At 52.6% G+C, this 24,298-nt stretch carries 24 protein-coding genes, 1 pseudogene and 1 other annotated feature; of the genes and pseudogenes, 3 read left to right on the top strand and 22 right to left on the bottom strand.

All coding sequences use genetic code 11. From position 1 onward, the window contains the following. Positions 1-305 precede the first annotated feature (305 nt). Positions 306-1,016 (top strand): 2,3,4,5-tetrahydropyridine-2,6-dicarboxylate N-acetyltransferase, encoded by a 711-nt coding sequence (dapD, locus tag N0M98_RS03960; RefSeq protein WP_249862574.1) that lies wholly within the window; start codon positions 306-308, stop codon positions 1,014-1,016. Between the two features lie 95 nt (positions 1,017-1,111). After that, a complete protein-coding gene (locus N0M98_RS03955; RefSeq protein ID WP_249862573.1) occupies positions 1,112-2,272 on the top strand; it encodes an N-acetyldiaminopimelate deacetylase in 1,161 nt (386 codons plus the stop codon). Between the two features lie 79 nt (positions 2,273-2,351). On the opposite strand, the gene N0M98_RS03950 is transcribed toward N0M98_RS03955, so the two are convergent. The 4 genes from N0M98_RS03950 to lspA form a co-directional block, all read right to left on the bottom strand. Then, a complete protein-coding gene (locus N0M98_RS03950) occupies positions 2,352-2,723 on the bottom strand; it encodes a VOC family protein (protein WP_249862572.1) in 372 nt (123 codons plus the stop codon). A 215-nt stretch (positions 2,724-2,938) separates the two neighbouring features. After that, on the bottom strand, positions 2,939-4,096 hold the full coding sequence (locus N0M98_RS03945; RefSeq protein ID WP_249862571.1) for an aminotransferase A: 1,158 nt from the start codon (positions 4,094-4,096) through the stop codon (positions 2,939-2,941). A gap of 12 nt (positions 4,097-4,108) precedes the next feature. Further along, positions 4,109-5,059 carry an RluA family pseudouridine synthase gene (locus N0M98_RS03940; protein WP_249862570.1) on the bottom strand — a complete coding sequence of 317 codons (951 nt, stop codon included), beginning with the start codon at positions 5,057-5,059 and terminating at the stop codon, positions 4,109-4,111. Between the two features lie 3 nt (positions 5,060-5,062). Further along, positions 5,063-5,554: a signal peptidase II gene (lspA, locus tag N0M98_RS03935; protein ID WP_259617017.1), complete on the bottom strand. Its 492-nt coding sequence runs from the start codon at positions 5,552-5,554 to the stop codon at positions 5,063-5,065. A gap of 109 nt (positions 5,555-5,663) precedes the next feature. Between lspA and N0M98_RS03930 the strand changes: the two genes are divergently transcribed. Next, complete coding sequence (locus tag N0M98_RS03930) at positions 5,664-6,422, top strand: TraR/DksA C4-type zinc finger protein (RefSeq protein ID WP_249862568.1); 759 nt, start codon at positions 5,664-5,666, stop codon at positions 6,420-6,422. On the opposite strand, the gene N0M98_RS03925 is transcribed toward N0M98_RS03930, so the two are convergent. The 18 genes and pseudogenes from N0M98_RS03925 to murB all read right to left on the bottom strand — a co-directional run bounded on the left by N0M98_RS03925 (position 6,419) and on the right by murB (position 24,213). Next, positions 6,419-6,694: a DUF5665 domain-containing protein gene (locus N0M98_RS03925; protein WP_249866504.1), complete on the bottom strand. Its 276-nt coding sequence runs from the start codon at positions 6,692-6,694 to the stop codon at positions 6,419-6,421. The genes N0M98_RS03930 and N0M98_RS03925 overlap by 4 nt on opposite strands. Positions 6,695-6,872: 178 nt before the next feature. Next, on the bottom strand, positions 6,873-9,638 hold the full coding sequence (gene ileS / locus N0M98_RS03920; RefSeq protein WP_259617016.1) for an isoleucine--tRNA ligase: 2,766 nt from the start codon (positions 9,636-9,638) through the stop codon (positions 6,873-6,875). Positions 9,639-9,848: 210 nt separating this feature from the next. Next, positions 9,849-10,108: a binding site (T-box leader), on the bottom strand. 79 nt (positions 10,109-10,187) lie between these two features. Next, positions 10,188-10,667 (bottom strand): DivIVA domain-containing protein, encoded by a 480-nt coding sequence (locus N0M98_RS03915; RefSeq protein WP_249862566.1) that lies wholly within the window; start codon positions 10,665-10,667, stop codon positions 10,188-10,190. Positions 10,668-10,784: 117 nt separating this feature from the next. Further along, positions 10,785-11,567: a YlmH family RNA-binding protein gene (locus N0M98_RS03910; RefSeq protein ID WP_259617015.1), complete on the bottom strand. Its 783-nt coding sequence runs from the start codon at positions 11,565-11,567 to the stop codon at positions 10,785-10,787. Positions 11,568-11,576: 9 nt separating this feature from the next. Further along, the gene (locus N0M98_RS03905) at positions 11,577-11,846 is read right to left on the bottom strand and encodes a YggT family protein (RefSeq protein WP_249862564.1); all 270 of its coding nucleotides are present in this window, start codon (positions 11,844-11,846) and stop codon (positions 11,577-11,579) included. 20 nt (positions 11,847-11,866) lie between these two features. Beyond that, positions 11,867-12,301 (bottom strand): cell division protein SepF, encoded by a 435-nt coding sequence (locus tag N0M98_RS03900; RefSeq protein ID WP_249862563.1) that lies wholly within the window; start codon positions 12,299-12,301, stop codon positions 11,867-11,869. A gap of 119 nt (positions 12,302-12,420) precedes the next feature. Continuing rightward, positions 12,421-13,104 carry a YggS family pyridoxal phosphate-dependent enzyme gene (locus N0M98_RS03895; RefSeq protein WP_259617014.1) on the bottom strand — a complete coding sequence of 228 codons (684 nt, stop codon included), beginning with the start codon at positions 13,102-13,104 and terminating at the stop codon, positions 12,421-12,423. Between the two features lie 56 nt (positions 13,105-13,160). Next, a complete protein-coding gene (gene pgeF / locus N0M98_RS03890) occupies positions 13,161-14,018 on the bottom strand; it encodes a peptidoglycan editing factor PgeF (protein WP_249862561.1) in 858 nt (285 codons plus the stop codon). 228 nt (positions 14,019-14,246) lie between these two features. Beyond that, positions 14,247-14,546, bottom strand: a complete 300-nt coding sequence (locus N0M98_RS03885) for a YlmC/YmxH family sporulation protein (RefSeq protein WP_249862560.1) — start codon at positions 14,544-14,546, stop codon at positions 14,247-14,249. A 215-nt stretch (positions 14,547-14,761) separates the two neighbouring features. Further along, a complete protein-coding gene (sigG, locus tag N0M98_RS03880; protein ID WP_249862559.1) occupies positions 14,762-15,544 on the bottom strand; it encodes an RNA polymerase sporulation sigma factor SigG in 783 nt (260 codons plus the stop codon). A gap of 170 nt (positions 15,545-15,714) precedes the next feature. Beyond that, a complete protein-coding gene (gene sigE, locus N0M98_RS03875; RefSeq protein ID WP_249862558.1) occupies positions 15,715-16,437 on the bottom strand; it encodes an RNA polymerase sporulation sigma factor SigE in 723 nt (240 codons plus the stop codon). Between the two features lie 84 nt (positions 16,438-16,521). Continuing rightward, complete coding sequence (spoIIGA, locus tag N0M98_RS03870; RefSeq protein WP_249862557.1) at positions 16,522-17,442, bottom strand: sigma-E processing peptidase SpoIIGA; 921 nt, start codon at positions 17,440-17,442, stop codon at positions 16,522-16,524. Between the two features lie 233 nt (positions 17,443-17,675). Next, positions 17,676-18,122 carry a flavodoxin gene (locus tag N0M98_RS03865; protein WP_249862556.1) on the bottom strand — a complete coding sequence of 149 codons (447 nt, stop codon included), beginning with the start codon at positions 18,120-18,122 and terminating at the stop codon, positions 17,676-17,678. Positions 18,123-18,312: 190 nt separating this feature from the next. Next, positions 18,313-19,446: pseudogene (ftsZ, locus tag N0M98_RS03860) on the bottom strand (cell division protein FtsZ). Positions 19,447-19,492: 46 nt separating this feature from the next. After that, a complete protein-coding gene (gene ftsA / locus N0M98_RS03855; protein WP_249862554.1) occupies positions 19,493-20,743 on the bottom strand; it encodes a cell division protein FtsA in 1,251 nt (416 codons plus the stop codon). Between the two features lie 184 nt (positions 20,744-20,927). Further along, positions 20,928-21,881, bottom strand: coding sequence for a cell division protein FtsQ/DivIB (locus N0M98_RS03850; protein WP_259617013.1), 954 nt, complete (start codon positions 21,879-21,881; stop codon positions 20,928-20,930). A 142-nt stretch (positions 21,882-22,023) separates the two neighbouring features. Beyond that, positions 22,024-23,292 carry a UDP-N-acetylglucosamine 1-carboxyvinyltransferase gene (gene murA, locus N0M98_RS03845; protein WP_249862552.1) on the bottom strand — a complete coding sequence of 423 codons (1,269 nt, stop codon included), beginning with the start codon at positions 23,290-23,292 and terminating at the stop codon, positions 22,024-22,026. A 15-nt stretch (positions 23,293-23,307) separates the two neighbouring features. After that, on the bottom strand, positions 23,308-24,213 hold the full coding sequence (gene murB / locus N0M98_RS03840) for a UDP-N-acetylmuramate dehydrogenase (RefSeq protein ID WP_259617012.1): 906 nt from the start codon (positions 24,211-24,213) through the stop codon (positions 23,308-23,310). Positions 24,214-24,298 lie beyond the last annotated feature (85 nt).

Here is a 24,298-nt window from a genome sequence, read left to right as displayed (position 1 = left end):
ACAAGGATAGAGCGGGCAGTAAGCACACGAAGCCTGCATGCAGCAGACCGCGGTTGATGCGGGTTCCCCGTTCTTCCAATCGTTCACCTTGCCAGCCTCTCTGGACTGAGTTTAAAGGTGCTATTCAGTTACGAGTATTATCCCACGTTCGACATCGGCTGTCAATAGCAACTGTCGATGATTGTCGAGCGGGCACATTGCTAGAACACGTCATTTATGCTATAAAGGAAAGGAATGATTTCGTTCGAAGCATCCCGCCTTGTGCGGGCGCGCGTTATTTTACATAAGGAGTTGGAATAAAGAATATGTTGGAAATGAACACGGAAGAAGTTATTAACTTTATTAAAACAAGCACGAAGAAAACCCCGGTGAAAGTATATGTAAAGGGCGATTTGGAATCGATCGATTTCGGATCGGCGATCAAATCGTTTATTTCCGGCAAAAGCGGCGTGCTGTTCGGCGAATGGACCGACGTGAAACAAGCGCTTGATCAAAACGAAGGAAAAATCGAAGACTTCGTCGTAGAAAACGACCGCCGCAACTCGGCTATTCCGACGCTCGACTTGAAAACCATCAATGCCCGCATTGAGCCCGGCGCAATCATTCGCGATAAAGTGGCTATCGGCGATAACGCGATTATTATGATGGGCGCTTCCATCAACATCGGCGCTTCCATCGGCGCAGGCACGATGATCGACATGAACGTCGTCGTCGGCGGCCGCGCCAAAATCGGCGCGATGTGCCATATCGGAGCCGGTTCCGTCGTCGCAGGCGTCATCGAGCCTCCTTCCGCTCAGCCGGTCGTGATCGAAGACGACGTGCTGGTAGGCGCCAATGCGGTTATTCTCGAAGGCGTGCGCATCGGCAAAGGCTCCGTCGTTGCAGCGGGCGCCGTCGTAACGGTCGACGTTCCCGAGAATACGGTAGTCGCCGGCGCTCCTGCGCGCGTCATCAAAACCGTAGACGCCAAAACAAAATCCAAAACCGAAATTTTGCAAGACCTGCGCACTCTGTAATTATCGGTGCCCGGCAATCGAAGCTCGGCGTATATCGCCGGGCTTTTTGTTTATTGCATAGCCTATTGTAGATTATAGATGGAGGCGATTCGCCAATGACAACAACCAAGACAAGCATCGTTGCCGATCCAAGCCCGTTCGTGTCCATTCGCCGAGAGCTGCATCAAATTCCCGAGCCCGGCTTCGCCGAATTCAAGACGCAGCAATATTTGCTTCATTATATTCGCAGCCTCCCTGCGGATCGCTATGAAATCCGCACCTGGAGGACGGGAATTCTCGTTTCGGTCAAAGGAACGAATCCCGTTCGCCGATTCGGCTATCGCGCCGATATGGACGGCCTGCCGATTAAAGAGGATACCGGCTATGCGTTCCGCTCGACCCATGATGGCTTCATGCACGCGTGCGGACATGATATGCATATGGCGATCGGACTCGGCGTTCTGACGCATTTCGTCCAGCACCCGATCCGCGACGATATCACGTTTATTTTCCAGCCGGCCGAGGAAGGTCCCGGCGGAGCCAAGCCTATGCTGGAAAGCGAAGAGCTGAAGGACTGGATGCCGGATCAAATCGTGGCGCTTCATGTCGCCCCGGAATACCCTGTCGGCACGATCGCCACCAAGCCGGGCATTTTGTTCGCCAACACATCCGAGCTGTTCATCGATTTGACCGGCAAGGGCGGTCATGCGGCATTCCCGCATTTGGCCAACGACATGGTCATTACCGCCTGCCAGCTCGTCGGCCAATTGCAGACGATCATCTCCCGCAACGTCAATCCGCTCGATTCCGCGGTCATTACGATCGGAAAAATCGACGGAGGAACCAAGCAAAATATTATCGCCGAGACAGCGCGGCTGGAAGGAACGATCCGTACCTTGTCCGCGGAAACGATGGCGCTGGTGAAATCCCGCATCGAATCGCTTACGGCGGGTATGGAAACTTCCTATAACTGCAAGATCGATATCGACTACGGGGCTAACTACCGCCAAGTATTCAATCACGAAGAGACGACTAGAGAATTTATGAACTGGGTTCAAGCTTCGAATGCGATGAACCTGATCGAATGCACCGAGGCGATGACGGGCGAAGATTTCGGCTATTTCCTCGAAGCGATCCCCGGGTTCATGTTCTGGCTCGGCGTCGACACGCCGTACGGTCTGCATCATGCCAAAATCGAGCCCGACGAACGCGCCGTCGATCTCGCTATAGCGACGATCAGCGACTATTTCACCTGGAAGTCCGAGTCCGGACAATAGTGCAGCAAAAAATCTCCTTATGCCGTAAGCGGCGTAAGGAGATTTTTTGCTAGCTGCTCGTTCTTCTGAAGCTTGCTTATCACTTCTTGAAATAGTTCATGACCCAGTTAATATGATTTTTATGATCGCGGACCTGTCCGTGCAAAGCGCCGAAAAACGTATCTTGAAGCTCGACCGTCACTTCGCCGTCCTTTTGCAAAGCTTCGTAAATATTACGCAGCTCCTCTTCGCTGTCCAGCTGCAAAATAATGTTCACATCGCGGCCAGCCGGAATTTCCCGTCCGAACGGATCGGAGAAATGGATCAGACTGCCGCCCAGATGCAGCTCGGCGTGAAGCAGCTTGCCGGCGTGCTCGTTCAAGATTTTGACGTCTCCGCCGAATACCGACTGATAGTAATCGACGGACTCCCGTACATTTTCCACAAAAACAAACGGACTTGCGCTTTTCATGTTCTTTTCCTCCCGCGGAATAGTAGTTTATCGGCTCGAATTATTATGCATTCGATGCAGTCTTCTCATTCTTCGCGCTAATTACGAAACCAAAAGGTTTCACATCTGCACATTTCGTATTATACGAAACCTTATGGTTTCATGTCAACACTTGTTTGTACAAACGAAAAAAACACCGGAGCCCAAAGCTTCCGGTGTCTGTCTTAAAACATAATCTATGATAACCCGCGGACGAACGTTCCGAACCGTTCCATTGCTTTCTCCAGCACTTCCATGCTGTATGCGTAAGAAATACGGATATAACCTTCGCCGTACACCGAGAAGGCATCTCCGGGAACGACGGCGACCCGCTGCTCGTCAAGCAGCTTCATCGTAAATTCCATGGAGCTTAAGCCGAACCGCTCGATCGACGGGAACATATAGAACGCCCCCTCCGGCTTATCCAGCTCGAAACCCAGCTCCGTCAAACGGTCGTACACAAAATCCCGCCGCTCGATATACGCCTGCTTCATCGGAAGCGCATCGTCTACCCCGTTCGTCAACGCTTCCAGCGCCGCATATTGGCTGATCGAGCTGGCGCAGGTTACGTTATATTGATGCACCTTGACCATATGCTGCGACAAGTACTCGGGCGCGAACGTGAATCCGATGCGCCAGCCGGTCATCGAATGCGACTTGGACAAGCCGTTAATGACGATCGTTTTGTCGCGCATATTGCCGATGGTAGCCAGCGACGTATGCGGCCCGTCGTAGATCAGCTCGCTGTAGATTTCATCGGAGATGACGAAAATTTGCTTCTCCTCCAGCAGCCGCGCCATGTCCGCCAGCTCCCGCGCGTTCAGCACGCGTCCCGTCGGGTTGGACGGATAGCACAGAATAATGCAGCGCGTCTTCTCCGTAATATGCGGCTCCAGCAGCTCGGCGGTCAGCTTGAAGCCGTTCGACCGGGTATCGACATATACCGGCTCTCCGCCGCATAACCGGACGAGCGGTTCGTAGCCGGGATAAATCGGCCCCGGCAAAATCACTTCGCAGCCCGGCTCCAAAATTGTGCGCAGCGTAATATCGAGCGCTTGGCTCGCTCCGGTCGTTACGATCACTTCCGTCTCCGGCTTGTAGTGAAGACCGTATTTGCCGTTCGCGAAAGCCGACGCCGCTTGCCTGAGCTCCGGCATGCCGGGGTTCGGCGTATATGTCGTTTTATGAGCGTCGATAGCCGCCTTGGCCGCCGTCATAATATGATCCGGCGTAGGAAAGTCGGGCTGGCCGATCGTCAGCGTGAGCGCATCCTTGTACGTGCTGACGAGGTTCGATATTTTGCGGATGCCCGAAATTTGAATATCCTTTACTTTGGCATTGATCAAATGTTCCATACTGGACCGTCCTTATCGATTTTTTAACGCATGCAGCAGATGCTGCATATCCTCCGGCAGCCCGGCCTCGAACTGCAGCTCTTGCCCCGTGCGCGGATGGACGAATCCAAGCACCGCGGCGTGCAGCGCCTGCCCTTCCATCGCGACCCCTTTGCTGCGCGAAGGCCCGTAAGCCGGATCGCCGGCCAGCGGATGGCCGATAAACTTCATATGCACCCGGATTTGATGGGTGCGTCCGGTTTCCAGCTTCAGCTCGACCAGCGTATAGTCGCCGAATCTCTCCAGCACGACGAAATGCGTGACGGCATGCTTGCTGTTTTTCTCCGTTACCGTATACAGCTTGCGGTCATGGGGATCTCGGCCGATCGGAGCGTCGATCGTCCCGTGATCATGCGCGACATTGCCGTGCACGACGGCGATATATTTGCGGTTCACGGAATGCTCCTTCAGCTGCTCCGCGAGCGAAACATGGGCCAAATCGTTTTTGGCCGCCATCAGCAGGCCGGACGTATCTTTATCGATCCGGTGAACGATGCCCGGGCGCATCACTCCGTTAATGCCGGATAAATCCCGGCAGTGGTGCAGCAGCGCGTTGACCAGCGTCCCGCTGTAATGCCCCGGAGCCGGATGAACGACGAGTCCCCGCGGCTTGTTGACGACGATCACATCGGAATCCTCGTACACGACGTCGAGAGGGATGTTCTCCGGCGTCAAATTCAGCTCCTCCGGCTCGGGAATGACAAGCGCCAGCCGGTCTCCTTCCGCCAGCTTGTAGTTCGCTTTGACGGGGCCTCCGTTCACCTTCAGATGCCCCTCTTTAATCCACTGCTGCACTTGCGTGCGCGAGGTTTCTTCCTCCAGCGATTCCGTAATGAATTTGTCGATACGCTCTCCCCGGTCCTCAGATCCCGCGATCCATTCCATGATGTTATCCGATTGTTCCTGATCCGAAACTGACGTCATCGTTTACGCGCCTCTCTTTTCTTTGCTCCAGCTGATGATCGAATCGACAAAGATTAAAATAACCCCTACGACAATCGCCGAATCCGCCACGTTAAAAATAGGGTAGGTGTAATCTACAGCCGTTCCGAACCAATTGAACTGAAAGCGGAATTGCAAAAAGTCCACCACTTCGCCGAACAGCGCACGGTCGATGAAATTGCCGAGCGCCCCGCCCAGCAGCAAGCTGAGCGCGAACGGCAGCAGTTTGCGGCCTTCCTTGCGCGTTTTCTGCAAATACCAGATCACTCCCGCGGCTACGGCCAAGGTAATAACGATGAAAAACCACCGCTGGTTTTGCAAAATGCCGAAGGCGGCTCCCCGGTTTCGGTGGGACGTAATTTGAAAAAACTCCCCGATCACCGATCTGGATTCCCCAAGCATCAGCCTGTTGACGATAACCCATTTGGTCGCCTGGTCCAGCAGCAGCACAATTAATGCATAAATGTAATAGATCAAGGCTACATCTCCTTATTGTTCTTCCTGTGATACAAGGATTTTCCTATGTAAAAAGCGCAGCGTTCGTAAAAAATAGGAGCATCGTGATTTCTACAAGGAGGCGTCTTCCATGACGAATCACCCGAACTCATTGAACTCGAAACAGCTTCAGGAACTGAAAGACACCCTGGTTAAGGAGCGGCAATGGCTCGAAACGAAGCTGCAGGACAACGAGCATTTCGGCCTTAGTGAATCGCTGCGCAACCAGACCGGGGAGCTGTCGACCAACGACAATCATCCGGCGGACCTGGGCTCGGAACTGTTCGAGCGGGGCAAAGACATCGCGCTGCTCGAAAACAGCGAGCGGCATTTGACGGACGTCAAGGAAGCTTTGGCCCGGATGGAAAACGGCACCTACGGCTCCTGCTCGGTCTGCGGCGCTCCTATTCCGTTCGAACGGCTGCAGGCGATTCCGACTGCAGCTTATTGCACGGCGCACGTTCCCGACCCGCATTTATCGCAGCGCCGGTCCGTCGAAGAGCGGCTGCTTGCGCCTCCGTTCGGCCGGACCAGCTTGGACGAGCTGGACGAGCAGAACCAGTTCGACGGCGAAGACGCCTGGCAAATCGTAGAGAGCTGGGGAACGTCCAATACTCCTGCCATGGCCGAGAACCCCAACGTCTCGGATAATTACAACGACATGGAGATCGAGCCGGACGAGCATGACGGATATGTCGAATCTTACGAAAGCTTCATAGCTACCGATATGTACGGCCAGCACGTCACCGTCGTCCGCAACAAAGCTTATCATAACTATATGAACAGCGGCGAAGGCGAAGGCCTGCTCGAACCGGAGCATGAACTGGAAGACGACGACGGGCTGTACTAATAGCTGCGTTCTCCAAGCTGATACTGCACATGCTTGACGATATCGGCGATATAGTCGCCGACGATCGGTATATTGAGCGCTCCCAGCAGCTTCAGAAAATACAAAATCGTCGTGGCAAAAACCGTAAACCCGATGGCGATCCCGACGCCGCGGGAAATGCCCGCCAATAAGTTGGTTAGAATAAGCCTCCTCGGATTGTTCAGAAGCTGCACGTAATCGGCAATCTGGATTCGTTCCATCTGGTTCGACATATGGGTTACCTTCTTGTTCATACTTTCAAGAAGCTTATGATTATTCCATTTTTCCTGATCGATCATCCCAATCCCTCCCGACTCATGAAACGTTAGCTCGCTTGCCGAAACACCATTAATCAGCCGTACGTCCGAACTCTCATAACAAGCTGCCCGGCATAAGGCAAATTCGCTTATGCCGCGGCGGCTCATTATTTGATCAGGCTTTGGTCAGCTGAATAACTCCTGCGCAGCGTTTGCACAGCGTCGGATGCTCGTGGTCGTGACCTACTTCCGGAGTGACGATCCAGCAGCGTTCGCATTTGTCTCCTTCAGCCACTTCGACTTTTACGGACGCTCCTTTGAACGAATGAGCCCCTTCAGGCGCGCCGGTTCCCGGCTCGTGTACGAAGGCCGCGGAAACAATGAACAGCTGGTCCAGCTGCTCGAAGCCTTGCAGCAGCGCATAGGTCTCGGCATCCGGATACAAGTGTACGGCCGCGCCCAGCGAGTTGCCGATCGTCTTCGCTTTACGCGCTTCCTCGAGCGCCTTCAACACGTTGTCGCGCACTTCGATAAACTGCTCCCACTTGCTTTCCAGCGCCTCGTCAAAGAGCGACGCCTGCGGCGTAGGCAGCTCGGACAATTGCACGCTCGCCAATTCCGCTCCAGGGATGTACTTCCATACTTCATCGGACGTATGCGGCAAAATAGGCGCAATCAGTTTAGTTATTGCCGTCAGCACATCATATAATACCGTTTGCGCCGCTTTGCGTCCCGCATCCTCAGGCGCGCTCGCATACAACCGGTCTTTGCAGATATCCAGGTAAAACGCGCTCATCTCTACGGCGCAGAAATGATGTACTGCTTGGTATACGACGTGGAACTCGTATGCCTCGTAAGCCTGGGTCACTTTTTCGATCAACCGGTTCAAGCGCGCTTCGGCAAAACGGTCGAGCTCGTTCATCGCGGCCGGAGCGACGCGGTCTGTCGACGGGTTGTAATCGTACAAATTGCCCAGGAGGAAGCGGAGCGTATTGCGGATTTTCCGGTATACTTCCGTAATTTGAGTCAAAATATTGTCGGAAATCCGAACGTCGGATTGATAATCGACCGAGGATACCCACAAGCGCAAAATGTCGGCGCCGAGCTTCTCGCATACTTGATTCGGATCGACCGTGTTGCCGAGCGATTTGGACATTTTGCGTCCTTCCCCGTCCAGCGTAAAGCCGTGGCTCAAAATTCCTTTGTACGGAGCCTGGCCTTTAACGGCTACCCCGGTGATCAGAGAAGAGTTATACCAGCCGCGGTACTGGTCGGAGCCTTCCAAATACAGATCGGCAGGCCACTGCAGCTCTTCGCGGGACTCCAGCACGCCGACGTGGCTGGAACCGGAATCAAACCATACATCCATAATATCCGTTTCTTTGCGGAAATGATCGTGACCGCATTTCGGACAAACGGCCCCTTGCGGAAGCAGCTCCTTCTCGTCTTTCTGGAACCAGGCATTGGAGCCTTCCCGTTCGAAAACTTGCGCAACATGCTCAATCGTGTCTTGGTTGACGAGCGGCTCGTTGCAGCTGCGGCAGTAGAAAATCGGGATCGGCACGCCCCATACCCGCTGACGGGAAATGCACCAGTCTCCGCGGTCGGCAATCATATTATGCAGGCGAACCTCGCCCCAGTTCGGCGTCCAGTTAATGCGTTTAATTTCCTCCAGCATCTCCTGGCGGAATTTATCCACGGAAGCGAACCATTGCTCCGTTGCGCGGAAAATGACCGGTTTCTTCGTGCGCCAGTCATGCGGATATTGATGCTGAATCGTGCTCATATGAAGCAGATGGCCGGACTCGGTCAATTTTTCCGTTACCAGCTTGCCGCCCTTTTCATAAAACATCCCTTCAAAGCCCGGCGCTTCCGCCGTAAAATGCCCTTGATCGTCCACCGGACACAATACGCCCAGATTATAGCGCTGCCCGATGGCAAAGTCGTCCTCGCCGTGTCCCGGAGCGGTATGTACGGCTCCCGTACCGGCGTCCAGCGTCACGTGCTCTCCGACCATGACGAGCGAAGTGCGATCGTAGAATGGATGCTGGCACAGCACATGCTCCAGCTCGCTGCCCTTGATTTGCGACAGCACCTGCACATCCGTCCAGCCGATTTCTTTGGATACGGCGTCCAGCAGCCCTGCGGCTACAACGTATTTTTTGCCGTTCACCTGAACGAGCGAATAATCAAAGTCGGGATGCAGGCTGATCCCGAGGTTCGCAGGCAGCGTCCAAGGCGTCGTCGTCCAAATGACGATCGACGCGTCTTCCGGCAGCTTGCCCTTGCCGTCCTTAACCTGGAAAGCCACATATACCGATGTGGATTGTTTGTCTTTATATTCGATTTCGGCTTCCGCCAGCGCGCTCTCCGAGGATGGAGACCAGTAAACCGGCTTCAAGCCTTTATAAATGTATCCCTTGTTCACCATTTCGCCGAATACGCGGATTTGTTGGGCTTCATATTTCGGCTGCAGCGTAATGTACGGATTATCCCAATCGCCGCGGATCGCAAGGCGTTTGAACTGCGCCTTCTGCTTCTCCACCCATTGCAGCGCATATTCTTTGCAATATTCGCGGAATTCGTGCACGCTCATTTTTTTGCGGTCCACCTTGCCGCCGTTGGCGATTGCCTGCTCGATCGGCAGACCGTGAGTATCCCAGCCGGGCACATAAGGGGCGTCGAAGCCCTGCATCGTTTTGAAGCGGACGATGATGTCCTTCAAAATTTTATTCATTGCGTGTCCGATATGAATGTCTCCGTTGGCGTACGGAGGCCCGTCGTGCAAAATAAATTTCGGCTTGCCTTTGCGGCTCTCCTGCACCATCCGGTAAATGTCCAATTCGTTCCAATGCTGCTGCATTTTCGGCTCCGCTTGCGGCAAATTGCCGCGCATCGGAAATTCCGTCTGCAGTAAATTCAATGTTTTTCCATAATCCATTTTTACAATTCATCCTTTCTGTGGCCGATAAAATAAGCAACAAATCCCCCGATTATTATCAGAAGCAGTTTTCCCAAGCAGGAACAAATCCCCCAAAAGTGACGTGATGCTCTCTGAAGCTTATTCCGATTACTTTCGGGGGAGCCCCCGGATATCCACAGGATATTGCTGCGCATCGTTTCCTAAACAATAAAAAAGACTCCTCATCCCAATAGGGACGAGAAGTCTCGCGGTACCACCCTGATTAAGGCATTCTCCCGCAGGACGTCCGCATCGATTATACGTACGCCGCCAGCCGGTCAGCCTTCACTCCATGATCTGTAACGGGATCAGTCGATTCTCTTTACTCTTCTTTTCAAGAGACGCTCGTGGGTGATATTCCTTCACCGCCCGGGACCGGGCTCCCACCAACATCCCGGCTCGCTGACCCTTGCGCAACATGAAGTACTTGTCCCAGTCTACGCTTTATCGTCATTTACTTTTACTATTACGGAGTATAACGAAAATACAAGACAGAGTCAACATAAGGCTCCGCAGAACGCGGAAGTCCTAAGAATGCTCTATCTCCATGCGCTCCAGGGAGCTCCAATCTTCTTTGCCGAGCAGTTCCAGCTGTGCTTCAAGCAGCGTCCGGAACCGGGTACGGTATATGGAAGCCTGCTTTTTCAGCTCTTCGATTTCCACGGCAATTTTCCTGGATTTTGCAAGCGATTCGTTGATGATGCGATCGGCGTTTTTTTCCGCTTCCTTTATGATCAGCTGCGCTTCCTTCTTGGAATTGGACTTGACTTCATCAGCCGCCTCCTGAGCGATAATGATCGTCTTGCTGAGCGTTTCTTCAATATTGGAGAAATGATCGAGCCGCTCCTGAATCCCTGCCAGCTGATTTTGCAAATCTTTATTTTCCCGAATAAGCGCTTCGTAATCTTTAATCACCAAATCCAGAAATTCATTGACTTCATCTTCATCGTAACCGCGGAACGAACGGCCAAATTCTTTATTATGTATATCCAACGGTGTTAAAGCCATTGCTGCACCTCCTGAATATTTTGCAACATCCGTAAAATGAATTCCTGTCAGACGCGTACTGCTATATTCGACAGTAGGCCGCATTTTCCTGCATTCCCGCACAAAAAAATCGGCAAACTAAACATATTTGCCGATTTTCACTCGAAACCTGCCCTTCTTGGTCACGCCTTCAACCTCCAGCACCTTAAACCGTCCGAACCCTTGCAAGGATACGACATCACCCGTTTTGAGCGGTTTGCTGGGGTCTTCTTCCTGCTTCCAATTGACTTTGCAGCGGCCCGCTTTGATCGGCGTCAAAATTTTGGCCCGGCTCAAATGGTACACATCGCTTACGATCCCGTCCAAACGCATGGAGGCTACCGATAAGCCGATTTCCTCCAGCTTCGTGCCCGTCGCGTTCAGCTTCTCCAGAGGCAGAACCTCGGTTTGCACGTGGACCCGGTGCACCTGCTGCAGATTCAACCGCATATAATCGGCGACCTCGGCGGCGACAAGGAAATGACAGCCGTGATCCGATACGTGAATGTCTCCGATCTTGTCTCTCTTCATACCCAGCGCCAGAATAGAACCCATATAATCGCTGTGGTCCAAATCCTTCAGCTTGTCGTCCAAGGAAGTAACCGAGATCAGAACGATTCCCATATCCTCTTCCTCCAGCGTCCGGTAATCCGGAGCGATCAAGGCTCTTCTGCGCTCGGACTGCTCGTGGCCTCCGTCGAAACGTACCTGGACGTCCTGGCTTCGATTGACCAGAGTGGTTAAAATAAACGCCTGCCGAGGGTCCAGAAAATCCGTCAGCTTCACCTGATGCTGGCCGGCCCGCTCGACCCATTCGGCCGCTTTATCGACGAAACGGTGTTCATCCGGATGAAAATGCGAATAAAGTTGGTCTGTGCTCACCTGCATCACCTAGATAAAAAAATTGACGACGGCCCGGATGCCTTCGCCGACAAAACGCAGTGCGATCAAGGCGACGATCGGGGAGATGTCGATCATTCCTCCGATAGGCGGAATGAAGCGGCGGAAGATCGACAAATACGGCTCGCACAGCTTGCCGAGTATTTCGCCGACAAAGCTGTCCCGCGCGCTTGGCAGCCACGACAGCAGCACGTAGGCGATCAGCATATATGTATAGATTTCAATGAGTGTGTAGATGTAACCGTCAATAGAGTTGTACAAGCTGTTCACCTCGATTTCAATTAATGTGAGTACCCGTCATGATTTATTATTTCCGAGATCGAGCCGTGAATTTCAACGGTATCCGGGGTGCATAAAAAAATGTTCGGCCCGATCTTGGAGATGGACCCGTTCAGAGCATACACCGTTCCGCTAATAAAGTCGACGATCCGGGTAGCCTGATCGGGTCGTACCAGGTGCAGATTGACGACGACAGGCCGGCGGGAACGGAGATGGTCGGCGATCTCCTGGGTATCTTCGTAAGACTTCGGCTCGTTAAGTATCACTCTGACGTTTTTTTGCGAGTGGATGCTTACGATATTTCCCTTATTTCTACGTTGCTCCGCAGGATTGGTTTCAGGCTCCTCGACCGATTGCTCGACGACCCGCTCCCTTTCAACGACCTCTTCTTCATCCTGCAAGCCCAAGAAGTTCATGAATTTGTTCATTACGCCCATATTCTCTCCTCCTAAGAGTTTCGCCGCAGGCGAAACTTACTTCGTAAGCGATACTTTGAGTTTCGCCGCAGGCGAAACTTACTTCGTAAGCGATGCTTTGAGTTTCGCCGCAGGCGAACTTATTCTTTGCCCACCAGGATAGATCCAAGACGAATCCAGGTAGCTCCCTCTTCGATCGCCACTTCGAAATCGTTGGACATCCCCATCGACAAATGGGGCACTTCATAGCCGAGCGCAAGCTCCCGATTCATTTGGTCGCGAAGCTCCCTTAGGCCGCGGAATACAGGCCGCGTCGCCTCCGGCTCCGCCTCGTATGGCGCCATCGTCATCAATCCTACGACACGAATGTGCTTGAGAGGCCGGATCGCTTCGACGAACGCCGGCAGCTCCGCGGGAGCCAGCCCGAACTTCGTGTCTTCCCCGGATACGTTCAGCTGAATGAAGCATTGCGCCGTAATGCCGAGCGCAGCCGCCTTCTTCTCCACTTCCTTCGCCAGCGACAGCCTGTCCAACGAATGAATATAGGCGAACTTCCCTATAACATCCTTCACCTTGTTTGTCTGCAAATGGCCGATAAAATGCCATGTTCCCCGATCGCCGAACGCCTTCCATTTGGCCTCGGCATCCTGCCAGCGGTTTTCGCCGACATGCTCCAGGCCGTGCCGGAACACTTCGCCCGTCGTTTCCATAGAAACGTATTTGGTTACCGCGATAATCTGTACATCCTTGCGCTCACGTCCGGCACGCGCGCATGCTTGAGCTACTCTGTCTTCTACATAAGATATGGACTGCGACAATTGCAAAACGTAAGTCACCTCTTCATTAAAAAACCTATTTATCCCGTCATCGATTCCCGAAGCTATTCGTTGAAGCCTATCCATGCGGCCATCCGGCCCGTAATTCCCGCTTCTTTCCTATGAGAGAAGAACAGATCGGTACGGCAGCTTGTGCATAAACTACTCATTTCGATATGAGACGGCAAAATCCCTGCTTTTATCATAATTTGTCGGTTCATTTGTTGCAAGCTCAAACTGTACTTGCGGTTTTCTCTCTCTCGGTAAATCGCTTCGCCTCCGTCCGCAGGCTCATTCCCGACGCCAAGCTCGTTCATCGCCGCGCGAATGCGGTCCATGACGGTATCGTCTACCTCGTAGCAGCAGGAATGAATCGACGGACCGATCGCGGCGAGGAGATCCTCCGGCTGCGTCCCGTAACGCTCCCGCATCGCCTCTACGGTCATCCGGGCAATCTGCAGCACCGTCCCTTTCCAGCCCGCGTGAGCGAGCCCTACGGCCCTGCGAACCGGGTCAAAAAACAGCAGAGGCACGCAGTCCGCAAACAGCGCATGAAGAAACAATCCCGTTTCATTCGTAATAAAAGCGTCTTTAGCTTGAATCGCCTGCTCCCTGGATTCGATGCCCGCCCCGGCATGCTCCCGAGTCACCGCTTGCACTTCATTGCCGTGAACCTGCTCGGCATAGGTGCAATCCTCAAGCCGGATATTCAGCGCTTCGGCTACCCGCCTTCTGTTATGAATGACATCTTCGGGAGCGTCCGCCACATGCAGTCCGCAATTCAGACTTCCGAACTGCCTCCTGCTCACGCCGCCGTGACGGGACGTAAACCCGGCCGTCAATCCTGCATACCGGTCCATCCACCCTTTTACAAAAAAAAGCTCGCATCCGTTCTCCAATTTTTGCAGCACAAACGGTTCCATGCTTCATTGTCTCCCCTCGTCCGGGTTTCCTTATTCTCACTCTCTTATCCAGTATACCATGAAGGAGGCCGCAATCCTCAGTTTCTTCTCATCTTTTGCCGGGGCGGTCCGCCGAGACGACAAACAGCACACATGCGTTAGCGCGCCGTACGTGATGGCGGACGCCAAACCGCTTGTGTGCCTGCTCGCAAGAACCGCTCTGCCCGAGCTGCAGGAAGAGCGGAGCTGCTATCCACGATACTGCCGATTGTATTCGTACGTCGTATCCACTTCCTCCTGCTGCCGGAAGCTGCGGACATCATCGAGCTTCACCAAAACGACATCCATTCCGATCTTAACGATGTTCTTCCATGGAATCACCACATCGGTTGTCCCGCCGAACAAACCGAAGAACCGGCTATTGTTCGGCACTACGATCGATTCGATGCGCCCTTGGCGGAGGTCGAGCTCCAAATCGCTAATTTGCCCGAGTTTTTTGCCGTCCACTATATTGATTACGTCCTTGGTTTGAAAATCTGATATTTTCACGCTGCAACCACCACGTATTCTCATGGATTATGGACCGGGATACCAGCCTCTATACATACTATATGTGGGCGCCCGGCAAAATGTCCATTTCGCTGCAAAAATAACGCCTGACCGAACGCCTCCTCTTTTCGACTGCGACAAAAAAAAGACCTGCGCTCCGGATAACGGAGTCAGGTCCGCATGTTATAAATAGCCTGTAGCTTAATATGCCGCGGTCAGTTTTTCACATGCTTCTGCATTTGCGAAATGGCCGATTTCTCCAGCCGCGATACTTGGGCCTGCGAAATGCCGATTTCGTCCGCCACTTCCATCTGCGTCTTGCCGTCGAAAAAGCGCATCGATAAAATCATTTTTTCCCGGTCGTTCAGCTTCCGCATCGCCTCTCTGAGCGCAATGCCTTCGATCCAGGAAACGTCTTTGTTCCGGTCGTCGCTGATTTGATCCATGACATAGATCGGATCGCCGCCGTCGTGGTAAATCGGCTCGAACAAAGAAACCGGGTCCTGAATCGCATCCAGCGCGAATACGACATCTTCTTTAGGCACGTTCAGCGCCTCCGAGATTTCATAGATCGTCGGTTCGCGGGAATTTTGATTCGTCAGACTGTCGCGAACCTGCAGCGCCTTGTAGGCGATGTCGCGCAGCGAGCGGGATACCCGTATCGGATTGTTGTCGCGCAAGTAACGGCGAATTTCTCCGATGATCATCGGCACAGCATAGGTAGAAAATTTTACATTTTGGCTTAAGTCAAAGTTATCGATCGCCTTCATCAGTCCGATACATCCAACTTGAAACAAATCGTCTACATATTCGCCGCGATTGTTGAAGCGCTGTATGACGCTGAGCACTAAGCGCAAATTGCCGTTGACCAATTTCTCTCTTGCCGTTCGTTCATTATTGGATTGCAGCTGAACGAATAATTCACGCATTTCCGCGTTGGTAAGAACAGGTAGCTTTGCAGTATCTACACCGCAAATCTCGACTTTGTTTCGGGTCACCGTGATTACCTCCCAAGGAGAAACATTACTGTTAATTATCTCCTCAGGCATCGTTTTTATGCGTCCCCCTTCCCTCTGCTCCGTCGCCGGAAGGGTCGTAAAGAAGAGCGAAACCAATCAGAACAAGCACGGATTCGCTTTCAAGAAACATAAAAAATATTTTTTCCAGTTTAAACCATTTTATTGAATTCCTTGCGCAGCCGTTTAATAATGCGCTTCTCCAGCCGGGATATGTACGATTGGGAAATGCCCAGCATGTCGGCCACATCCTTCTGCGTCTTCTCTTCCCCGTCCTGCAGCCCGAAACGCAGCTCCATAATCGTCCTCTCTCTCTCGGACAGCTTGTCGAGCGCTTTATGCAGCAGCTTGCGATCTACCTGCTCCTCGATATTGCGGTAGATCGTATCGTTCTCCGTCCCGAGCACGTCGGACAGCAGCAGCTCGTTGCCGTCCCAATCGATATTGAGCGGTTCGTCGAAGGAAACCTCCGTACGAATTTTGCTGTTGCGGCGCAAATACATCAAAATCTCGTTTTCGATACAGCGCGAGGCATAGGTCGCGAGCTTGATCTTTTTTTCGGGGTCGAACGTATTGACCGCCTTGATCAATCCGATCGCCCCGATCGATACGAGATCCTCGATGTTAATGCCGGTATTTTCGAACTTGCGCGCGATATAGACGACCAGACGCAAATTGCGCTCAATGAGCATGGCGCGGATCGCGGCATCTCCTGAAGGAAGCTTCTCCAGCAAGTATTCTTCCTCTTCGCGTGTAAGCGGTGGAGGAAGGGCTTCGCTCCCGCCTATATAATAGATTTCCTCCCCTTTAATCCCGAGAAACAGCAAAAGACGGAAATAATAGATTTGCAGAATGAGCTTCAGTTTCAAGAGCATGTTCGTTTTTCCTCCTTAGCATATTGCGGTTGGTTTCCTTCGGATTTCCTTTTATCGGCTTGTCAGATGTCGCAGGACCGGGCCCTAAGAGCTTTCCAGCAGATGAGGATGTATGATAGCCTGATAAGCATTATCGGCGCTTAGCTTGCCTCCGTCCAACCCGATCAGCACCTTCATCGCTTCAATCCGGCGGTTATTATGCGTGATGACGACGCGGTCCGGTTTAATCGCCAGCATAAATTGCGTGCTGCGGTTCACTCCGCGGTAAGGGACGAGCCGCAGCCGGTCCTGCCACTCGAACTCATCGGTGCCGATCGCCGTCACGATCTGATCGACCTCCGCCCGTTCAATCCGCTTCCTCCAAGCCTCGGGTATTTTCTCGCCCCATTGCGATAGCTCCATAACCATAACCGGAGTTTTCGTCAAAGGGTCGTACAGCTGGTTGCCCGTATCGATAAGTCCGGTGCAGCTCGACTCGAACTGATCGATATGCACGTCTACTTGGGCAAAGAAAGCGGTCATTTCCTCTTTCTTTTTCGCAGTTTGCTGCACATGACGGTACAGCCAGAAAGCGAAGCACAGGACGGCTGCGAGAAACAACAACCCGATTTGCAGCCTGTGCTCCACTCCGCCCGATTGCGTAAATAAAATGCCGTTTATCACCTCGCCGGACGACATCCAGAAATAATGCACTCCTACGACCGCTCCGGCGGCCACAAAATTAATAATGTAAAAAGCGCCCACATTCCGCCAAAAGTGCTGCACTCCTCCGTATCCGAACGCTGTCAGAAGCATGATCAGAGATAAGATGAATTTAACGGCGAACGTATACAGAAACGATAGCGGCGGAAAAAACAGGAATACAACGTATGCGGCTCCGATGCAAGCGGATAAGAGCAGTCTCCACCACCGAAAGGAAAGCCGCCTGGATTTGGCCGTGACAAGCAGCAGCGCCGCGTCGATAAGCAGGTTCACGAGGAAAATGATATCGATATACACAATCATCTTCCCGACCTCCCGCATGCAGCCGTTGCCCGCCGCCAGTTTCCAGCGAATGAGACAAGTATATAGTAAGCTTATTCCAAAGTCTGTCTAAACTTGCCGATTAGACGTCACTATTTTTGTCATATCATGCGCGCGCCGGCGGCGGGAATTTTGCAGCAGACGAAAATGGCCCGACAACGCGCGAGGCTGTAACGAAAAAAAGGGAGGCCTCAGCCCCCCATGCGGAATGTTTATTATGATCCCAAATGTCCAACGAATTGGACTCCGAACTGTTTGCAAGTTTCCTTCTCGTCCTGCGACGGCGACAGCTCGACCTTCAGCCCGTCCAGCACGACTTCGGCTCCGCGTTCCTGCAGCTTGGCGATCAGCGTATCGACCGCAGCTCCGTACTCGGAATAAGAGGAATCGCAGGAACCGAATACGGCGGCCTTCTTGCCGCTCAGATCCAGATCGTCCATCTCTTCGTAGAAGTCGAGAAACTCGTCCGGCAGATCCCCGTCCCCCCATGTATATGCACCCAGCAAAATGCCTTCATATTCTTCAAGCACGCCGGCATTGACATCGATCACATTTTTCTGGTCAAGCTCTGCACCGGCTTCTTGCACGCCCTCGGCGATCGCGTCGGCCATATCCTCCGTATTTCCCGTCATGCTGGCAAAAACCATAATAATCTTCGACATGTCCATTCCTCCCGAAAATATAAGCTCATCTTTTTATGATAATGATTATCAGTATCAAATACATGTAAATGATAATCATTCTCATGATAAATGTCAATACATTACTATGAAAAATTTTCATTATCGCCCATAACGAAAAAACCCCTTGAATCCGCTGGTTCAGGATCAAGGAGTTTATAGGCCGTACGGCTTATTTATCGAAATTGCTTCTTCCGCGGTTACGCAGGAAGGTCGGAATGTCCAGTTGATCGTTGGAGGTTTGGCCTCCTCCGAACGGACGCAGATTATTGACGCGGCTTTCGCTCGACGCCGTTTCCGAGGAGCTCGTCGTTCCGCCCATCGGTCTGCGCGATTGAGGCGGCGCTTCCGGCTTGTTCTCAAACCCGGTCGCAATAACCGTTACTTGAATTTCGTCTTTAAATCTCTCGTCGATGACGGCGCCGAAGATCATGTTCACTTCCAAATCCGAAGCGGACGCCACGATATCTGCAGCTTCATTCACCTCATACAAGGAAAGATTCGCTCCTCCCGTAATGTTCATCAGTACGCCGCGCGCGCCGTCGATGGAAGTTTCGAGAAGGGGGCTTTGAATCGCCTTCTTGGCGGCTTCCGCCGCTCTGTTCTCGCCTGTCGCTACACCGATGCCCATCAATGCGGAGCCGCGCTCGGTCATGATCGTTTTCACGTCGGCAAAGTCCAAGTTAATGAGACCGGGAACGGCGATCAAGTCGGAAATCCCTTGAACGCCTTGGCGAAGCACGTTATCCGCTACGCGGAACGCTTCGAGCATCGGAGTTTTCTTATCTACGATTTCCAGCAAGCGGTCGTTCGGAATGACGATCAGCGTATCGACCTTCTCCTTGAGCGCTGCAATCCCTTGCTCCGCCTGCATCGCGCGCTTCCGTCCTTCGAACGTAAAGGGTCTCGTTACGACGCCGACCGTCAGCGCTCCGCATAGAGGTGCCAGCATTGTAATCACTGGTGCTGAAAGTTAACCTGTCCCGCCGCCCATGCCCGCAGTGACGAACACCATATCCGCGCCCTTAAGCGTATTGAAAATCAGTTCTCTGGATTCTTCGGCGGCTTTCTTGCCTACCTCTGGATTCGCGCCCGCCCCTAATCCGCGGGTCAGCTTATCGCCGATTTGCATTTTTTGGTCCGATTTGGACAAGTGAAGCGCCTGGGCGTCCGTATTGACGGTAATAAACTCTACGCCCTTCACTCCATTGTCGATCATTCGGTTGACCGCATTGCTGCCGCCGCCGCCGGCACCGATTACTTTTATTTTAGCTAAACTATCCATGTCCATATCAAATTCAAACATAGCCTTCATTTTCCCCCTCATTAAGCTTCATAAGTCAGGCGCACCTTTAAATAAACTCGCTCAACCAATTTTTGAATCGTTCCATAGCCGAGGGCTTCTGCTCGCTGGCAACGGTTGATTTTTTGGGATTGGAAACGGATTTTCTTACGGCACCCATTGGCTTCGCAGATTTCAAGTACTTAGAAGCGTATTGAATAATCCCAACCCCACTAGTATAAGACGGGTCACGTACCCCGATGAAATCAGGCACGGCAATTCTGACAGATGTAGCTAACTCAGCTTGAGCGACAGCCAGCATGCCAGGCATTGAAACGGTTCCACCCGTGAGGACGTATCCTCCCGGAAGTCCCGAATAACCTAGGCGCTGCACCTCAAGATGAATCAAATGAAAAATTTCCTGCACGCGGGGTTCTACGATATTGGCCAGATCCACTTGCGAAAATTCCTTATCTACATTGCTTCCGATCCGATTCACCTTGAATACTTGATCTTCAGCCGCATGTTCGATAACAGCACATCCAAATTTCAGCTTGATCTTCTCGGCAATGTCCACCTGAGTACGAAGGCCGATGGAAATATCGTTCGTCACGTATTCCCCGCCGATCGGAATCGTCGAAGTGGCGACCAGATTATTTTGCTCGAATACGGCGATCGTCGTTTGCCCGGCCCCGATATCGACCAGCACGGTCCCGACCTGTTTCTCGTCTTTGGACAGACATAAATGGCCGGCCGCAAGCGACATCAAGATCAAGCCGCCCACCTTCACTCCCGCCTTCTCGACTACCCTCAGCAGGTTATGTATTGCCGTTTTTGCTCCTGTAATAATCGTCGCTTCGACTTCCAGCCGAACGCCGATCATGCTGCGCGGATCGTGAATTTCATCCAAACCGTCCACTAAATATTGATTCGGTACCACGCCAATGATTTCTCTCTCCGGAGCCAAAGGTATCACTTTAGCGGCTTGAATAACCCGCTCGATATCTTCATCCCCGATTTCGCGATCCTCATTGGAAACGGCTACTACGCCATGGCTAGATTGCAAAGCAATATGATTCCCGGAAATTCCAACGTAAACCTCTGCTATTTGAATACCGACCATTCGTTCCGCATGATCTATCGCGTTGCGAATCGACTGTACGGTTTGATCGATATCGACAATGGCTCCCTTGCGAATACCTTCCGAGTCGGCAGATCCAACCCCTATTATATTAATGGCGCCGTTAACGACTTCCCCAATAATAGCACGAACTTTGGATGTACCGATGTCCAAACTAACAATGATGTCATTGCTGCTCAACCTGTGGCACCTCCTATGTCTTGTATTAGATATAAGCTTCGATGAAAAAGAAAGCTTCTGTACTTATTCCACACGGTTAGGGTTTTCCCTCTTTTTTCACAAACTTTTTTCAATAAACTTGTAGCCAAATATACCATAAACTCAATTCTATCATTATTTCCAAAGATTGAGTAGTGTGTTTGTATCAATTTCGCCCCGTTTCTTTATCAGATGTTTTCGTGTCTTTGCCTGCCGGCGCATTGTCGGACTCTTTTTTCGAATCGGCGTTATTGCCTGAAGCCGGCGGCGTTGGCGTTGGCGTCGGTGTTGTTGTTGTCTTTTTGTCCGTCCTGCCGTCTTGGCCCGCGCTGCTTTTGGCATCTTTGCCGTCTTTTCCGGCCGCTTTGCCCGCATCCGTGTCGAACGGAGCGTGCGTGTCCGCCTCCAGCAGCTTCAGCACGCCCGTGCTGATCTTGTTTTCCTTCAGATCGGCGATATACGTATCCAAGTATTTGAGCTTTTCGGGCAAATATCCGATCGTCGTAATGACTTCGAACTGCGATCTCGTATACATTTTGATCTTGTCGGGATACGATTCCGAAGGATCGGGCTTGATCTCGGATATATCCGTAAGCGCCGACGGCGAGGTCGAGGCGAGCGCCTGGCACAGCTTGTTCTTCAGCTCGGGACTGGCCCCCCAGCCGGTCAAAATGGGCTTGTCCATCACGAAATTGATGTCGCCGCCGACAGGAACGACGCTGCCGTCCGCAAGGATCGCCTCGGGCTGGTTGGCATCTCCGAATTGATAGGCCACTCTCGGATATTCCTTGACCTGAATGTGAATGACGCCCGGAAAATGCTTCGTCGCTTCCACCGATTCTACCATTTTCAACGACTTAACCTTCTGCTCGATGGCGGAGGAAGATACGGAAAAAAAGTGGTCGCCCGCATTGACGCCTGAAGCCCCCTGTATCGCTTCGGCCGTCAGCAATTCCTGCCCATCGACCTGAATCTCGGATATTTTACTTAAGGACGATTGGAAGAATAGAATGCACAGCAGCGTGATGAAAAAAAGAAATAGCAGGAACAGCAGCCTTTTGCTGCCTCGGGATCGTTTTTTGGGCTTCTTGATGACGGGCAATCTTTCTTCTGTATGCAAGGTTGTCCCTCCTAAGGGCTTTCTGGAAGAAAGCCTACTTCGTAAGCGAAAACTATGTAAACCGCCGACATCCCCGTCTAAAAAAGAGGGGATCATTCAGCGGCAATGGTCAAAAGGAATTCGTATAATATTTCAAAAGTGCTTATTCGCTGGGAACCGGTGTGACGCGATGGATGCTTGCGCCGAGCCGCGACAGCATCTGCTCTATTCGGTCGTAGCCCCGGTCGATATGGTGGATTTGCTCGATCACGGTCGTTCCTTGGGCAGCCAGGCCCGCGATGACCAGCGCAGCTCCGGCGCGCAGATCGGTAGCTTCTACGGTCGCTCCGTACAGCCTCGGCACCCCTTTGACGAAGGCCGAATTCAAATCGAGGCGGATATCGGCTCCCATGCGGGACAGCTCGTCGACGTGCTTGAATCTGCCTTCAAACACCGTTTCTTTCAAAATGCTGAGCCCGTCGGCCAGAGAGAGCAGTACCATAATTTGCGATTGCAGATCGGTAGGAAACGACGGATGCGGCGAGGTGACGATGCGTTCGACGGCCCTCGGCCTCGTCAGACAGCTCACATTCATTATATCACCGTTAATCGCAATTTGAACACCTGCGCGCTTGAGCACGTGAATGGCCGATGTCAAATGCGCGGGACATACGTTTTCAAGCGTGATGTTGCCCCTTGTGACCGCCGCTGCGATCATCATCGTTCCTGCGACGATACGGTCCGGAATGATGCGATAAGTACATGGAGTCAATTCCGTTACGCCCTCGATCGTGATCGTATCGGTGCCCGCTCCAATAATGTTAGCCCCCATCGCATTCAGGAAGTTCTGCAAATCTTGTATTTCCGGCTCTCTGGCGGCGTTCGATATCGTAGTAAGACCTTTGGCCATCGTTGCGGCCATCATGATATTTTCCGTTGCGCCCACGCTTGGAAAATCAAGCACAATCTCTGCGCCCCGCAGTTCCTTAGCCGTACAAACGATCGTGTTGCCGGCCTCTTCGATTTGCGCCCCGAGCGCGGTAAGTCCGCTGAGATGTAAATCTATTTTTCTCTCTCCTATGGCGCATCCGCCCGGCTGGTAGACTTGAACCTTGCCGAAGCGCGCCAATAACGGCCCCATCAAGAAGATGGAGGATCTCATCTGGCTCATCAAGCTTTCCGGAATATGGTGCGAATGAGCCGTGGACGTATTGATCGTTACCGTATCCTGATGATAATCGGTCCGGCAGCCAAGAGCCTTCAGAATGTCCAGCATGACTTCGATATCCGATAGATCGGGCACATTGCGAATCATGGCGGTTCCTTCCGCCATCATACAAGCCGCCATGATCGGCAGCGCGGCATTTTTCGCTCCGTGAATTTTGATGGCTCCCGATAGAGGTCTCCCACCTTCGATAACCAACTTTTCCAAAGTCCCACCTCCGATTTACCGCTCCCCCACCACCAATACTTCGGGAACAAGACGGATCCCTTTTTTCTCCCAAATGATCCGCTGTACTTGTTCAATGAGGGTGAGCACATCTTGAGCTGTCGCTTGCCCGGTGTTGACAATGAAATTGGCGTGCAGAGTTGAAACCTCGGCTCCTCCGACTTTGAAACCTTTCAAGCCCGCTTCCTCCACCAGCTTCGCGGCAAAGCCTCCTTCCGGATTGCGAAAGACGCTTCCTGCGCAGGGCAGTTGGAGCGGCTGGGTCTTTTGGCGGCGGTCCTGATAAGCGGCCATCGCTCCGGCTATCTCGTTTCTGTCGCCGAATTGCAGCTTGAATACGGCCTCCGTTACGATTCCCGGCCGCTTCTGCAATACGGAATGCCTGTAGGCGTACTCCAAATCAGCCTGCTGCATCGTCACCAATTCTCCTGTCGGGAGCAGCACCTCAGCTCTTAACAGTATGCGTGACACATCGGACCCGTGAGCTCCGGCGTTCATGTAGACGGCGCCTCCCACCGTTCCCGGAATGCCTCCGGCGAACTCCAATCCGGTCAATCCCTCCTTGCTGGCCATGCGGGACAGCTTCATAAATGAATAAGCGCCTCCGGCATGAACCTCCTCGCCCTCTATCCTCAGCGTTTCCAGCGCGGGGCCAAGCTTGAGTACGATGCCTCGTATCCCTTTATCGGTGACCAGCATATTGGAGCCGCGCCCGATGACGGTCCAAGGCGTCTGATGCCGATACAGTAGCTTGACGGCTTCGACAAGCTGCTCTTTGCTTTGCGGGATCAGCAGCGCATCGGCCGGACCGCCGATCTTCCAAGTGGTATAAGGCGCGAGCGGCACATCCGGACGACATGTTCCGTATGCCCCGCTAAGCAATTGCGCAATGACCTGTTGCAATGGGAAAACCTCCTTCACAGAACGACCGGCTTCCGGTACCGTTACGCCAGCTGCTTTTCGCCTGAATGCGCGCGATGCGTTTCTT

Source organism: Paenibacillus doosanensis (genome assembly GCF_025060755.1).
In the GTDB taxonomy this organism is placed as follows: Bacteria; Bacillota; Bacilli; order Paenibacillales; family NBRC-103111; genus Paenibacillus_S; species Paenibacillus_S doosanensis.
This window is presented reverse-complemented; position numbering and strand designations above follow the sequence as displayed.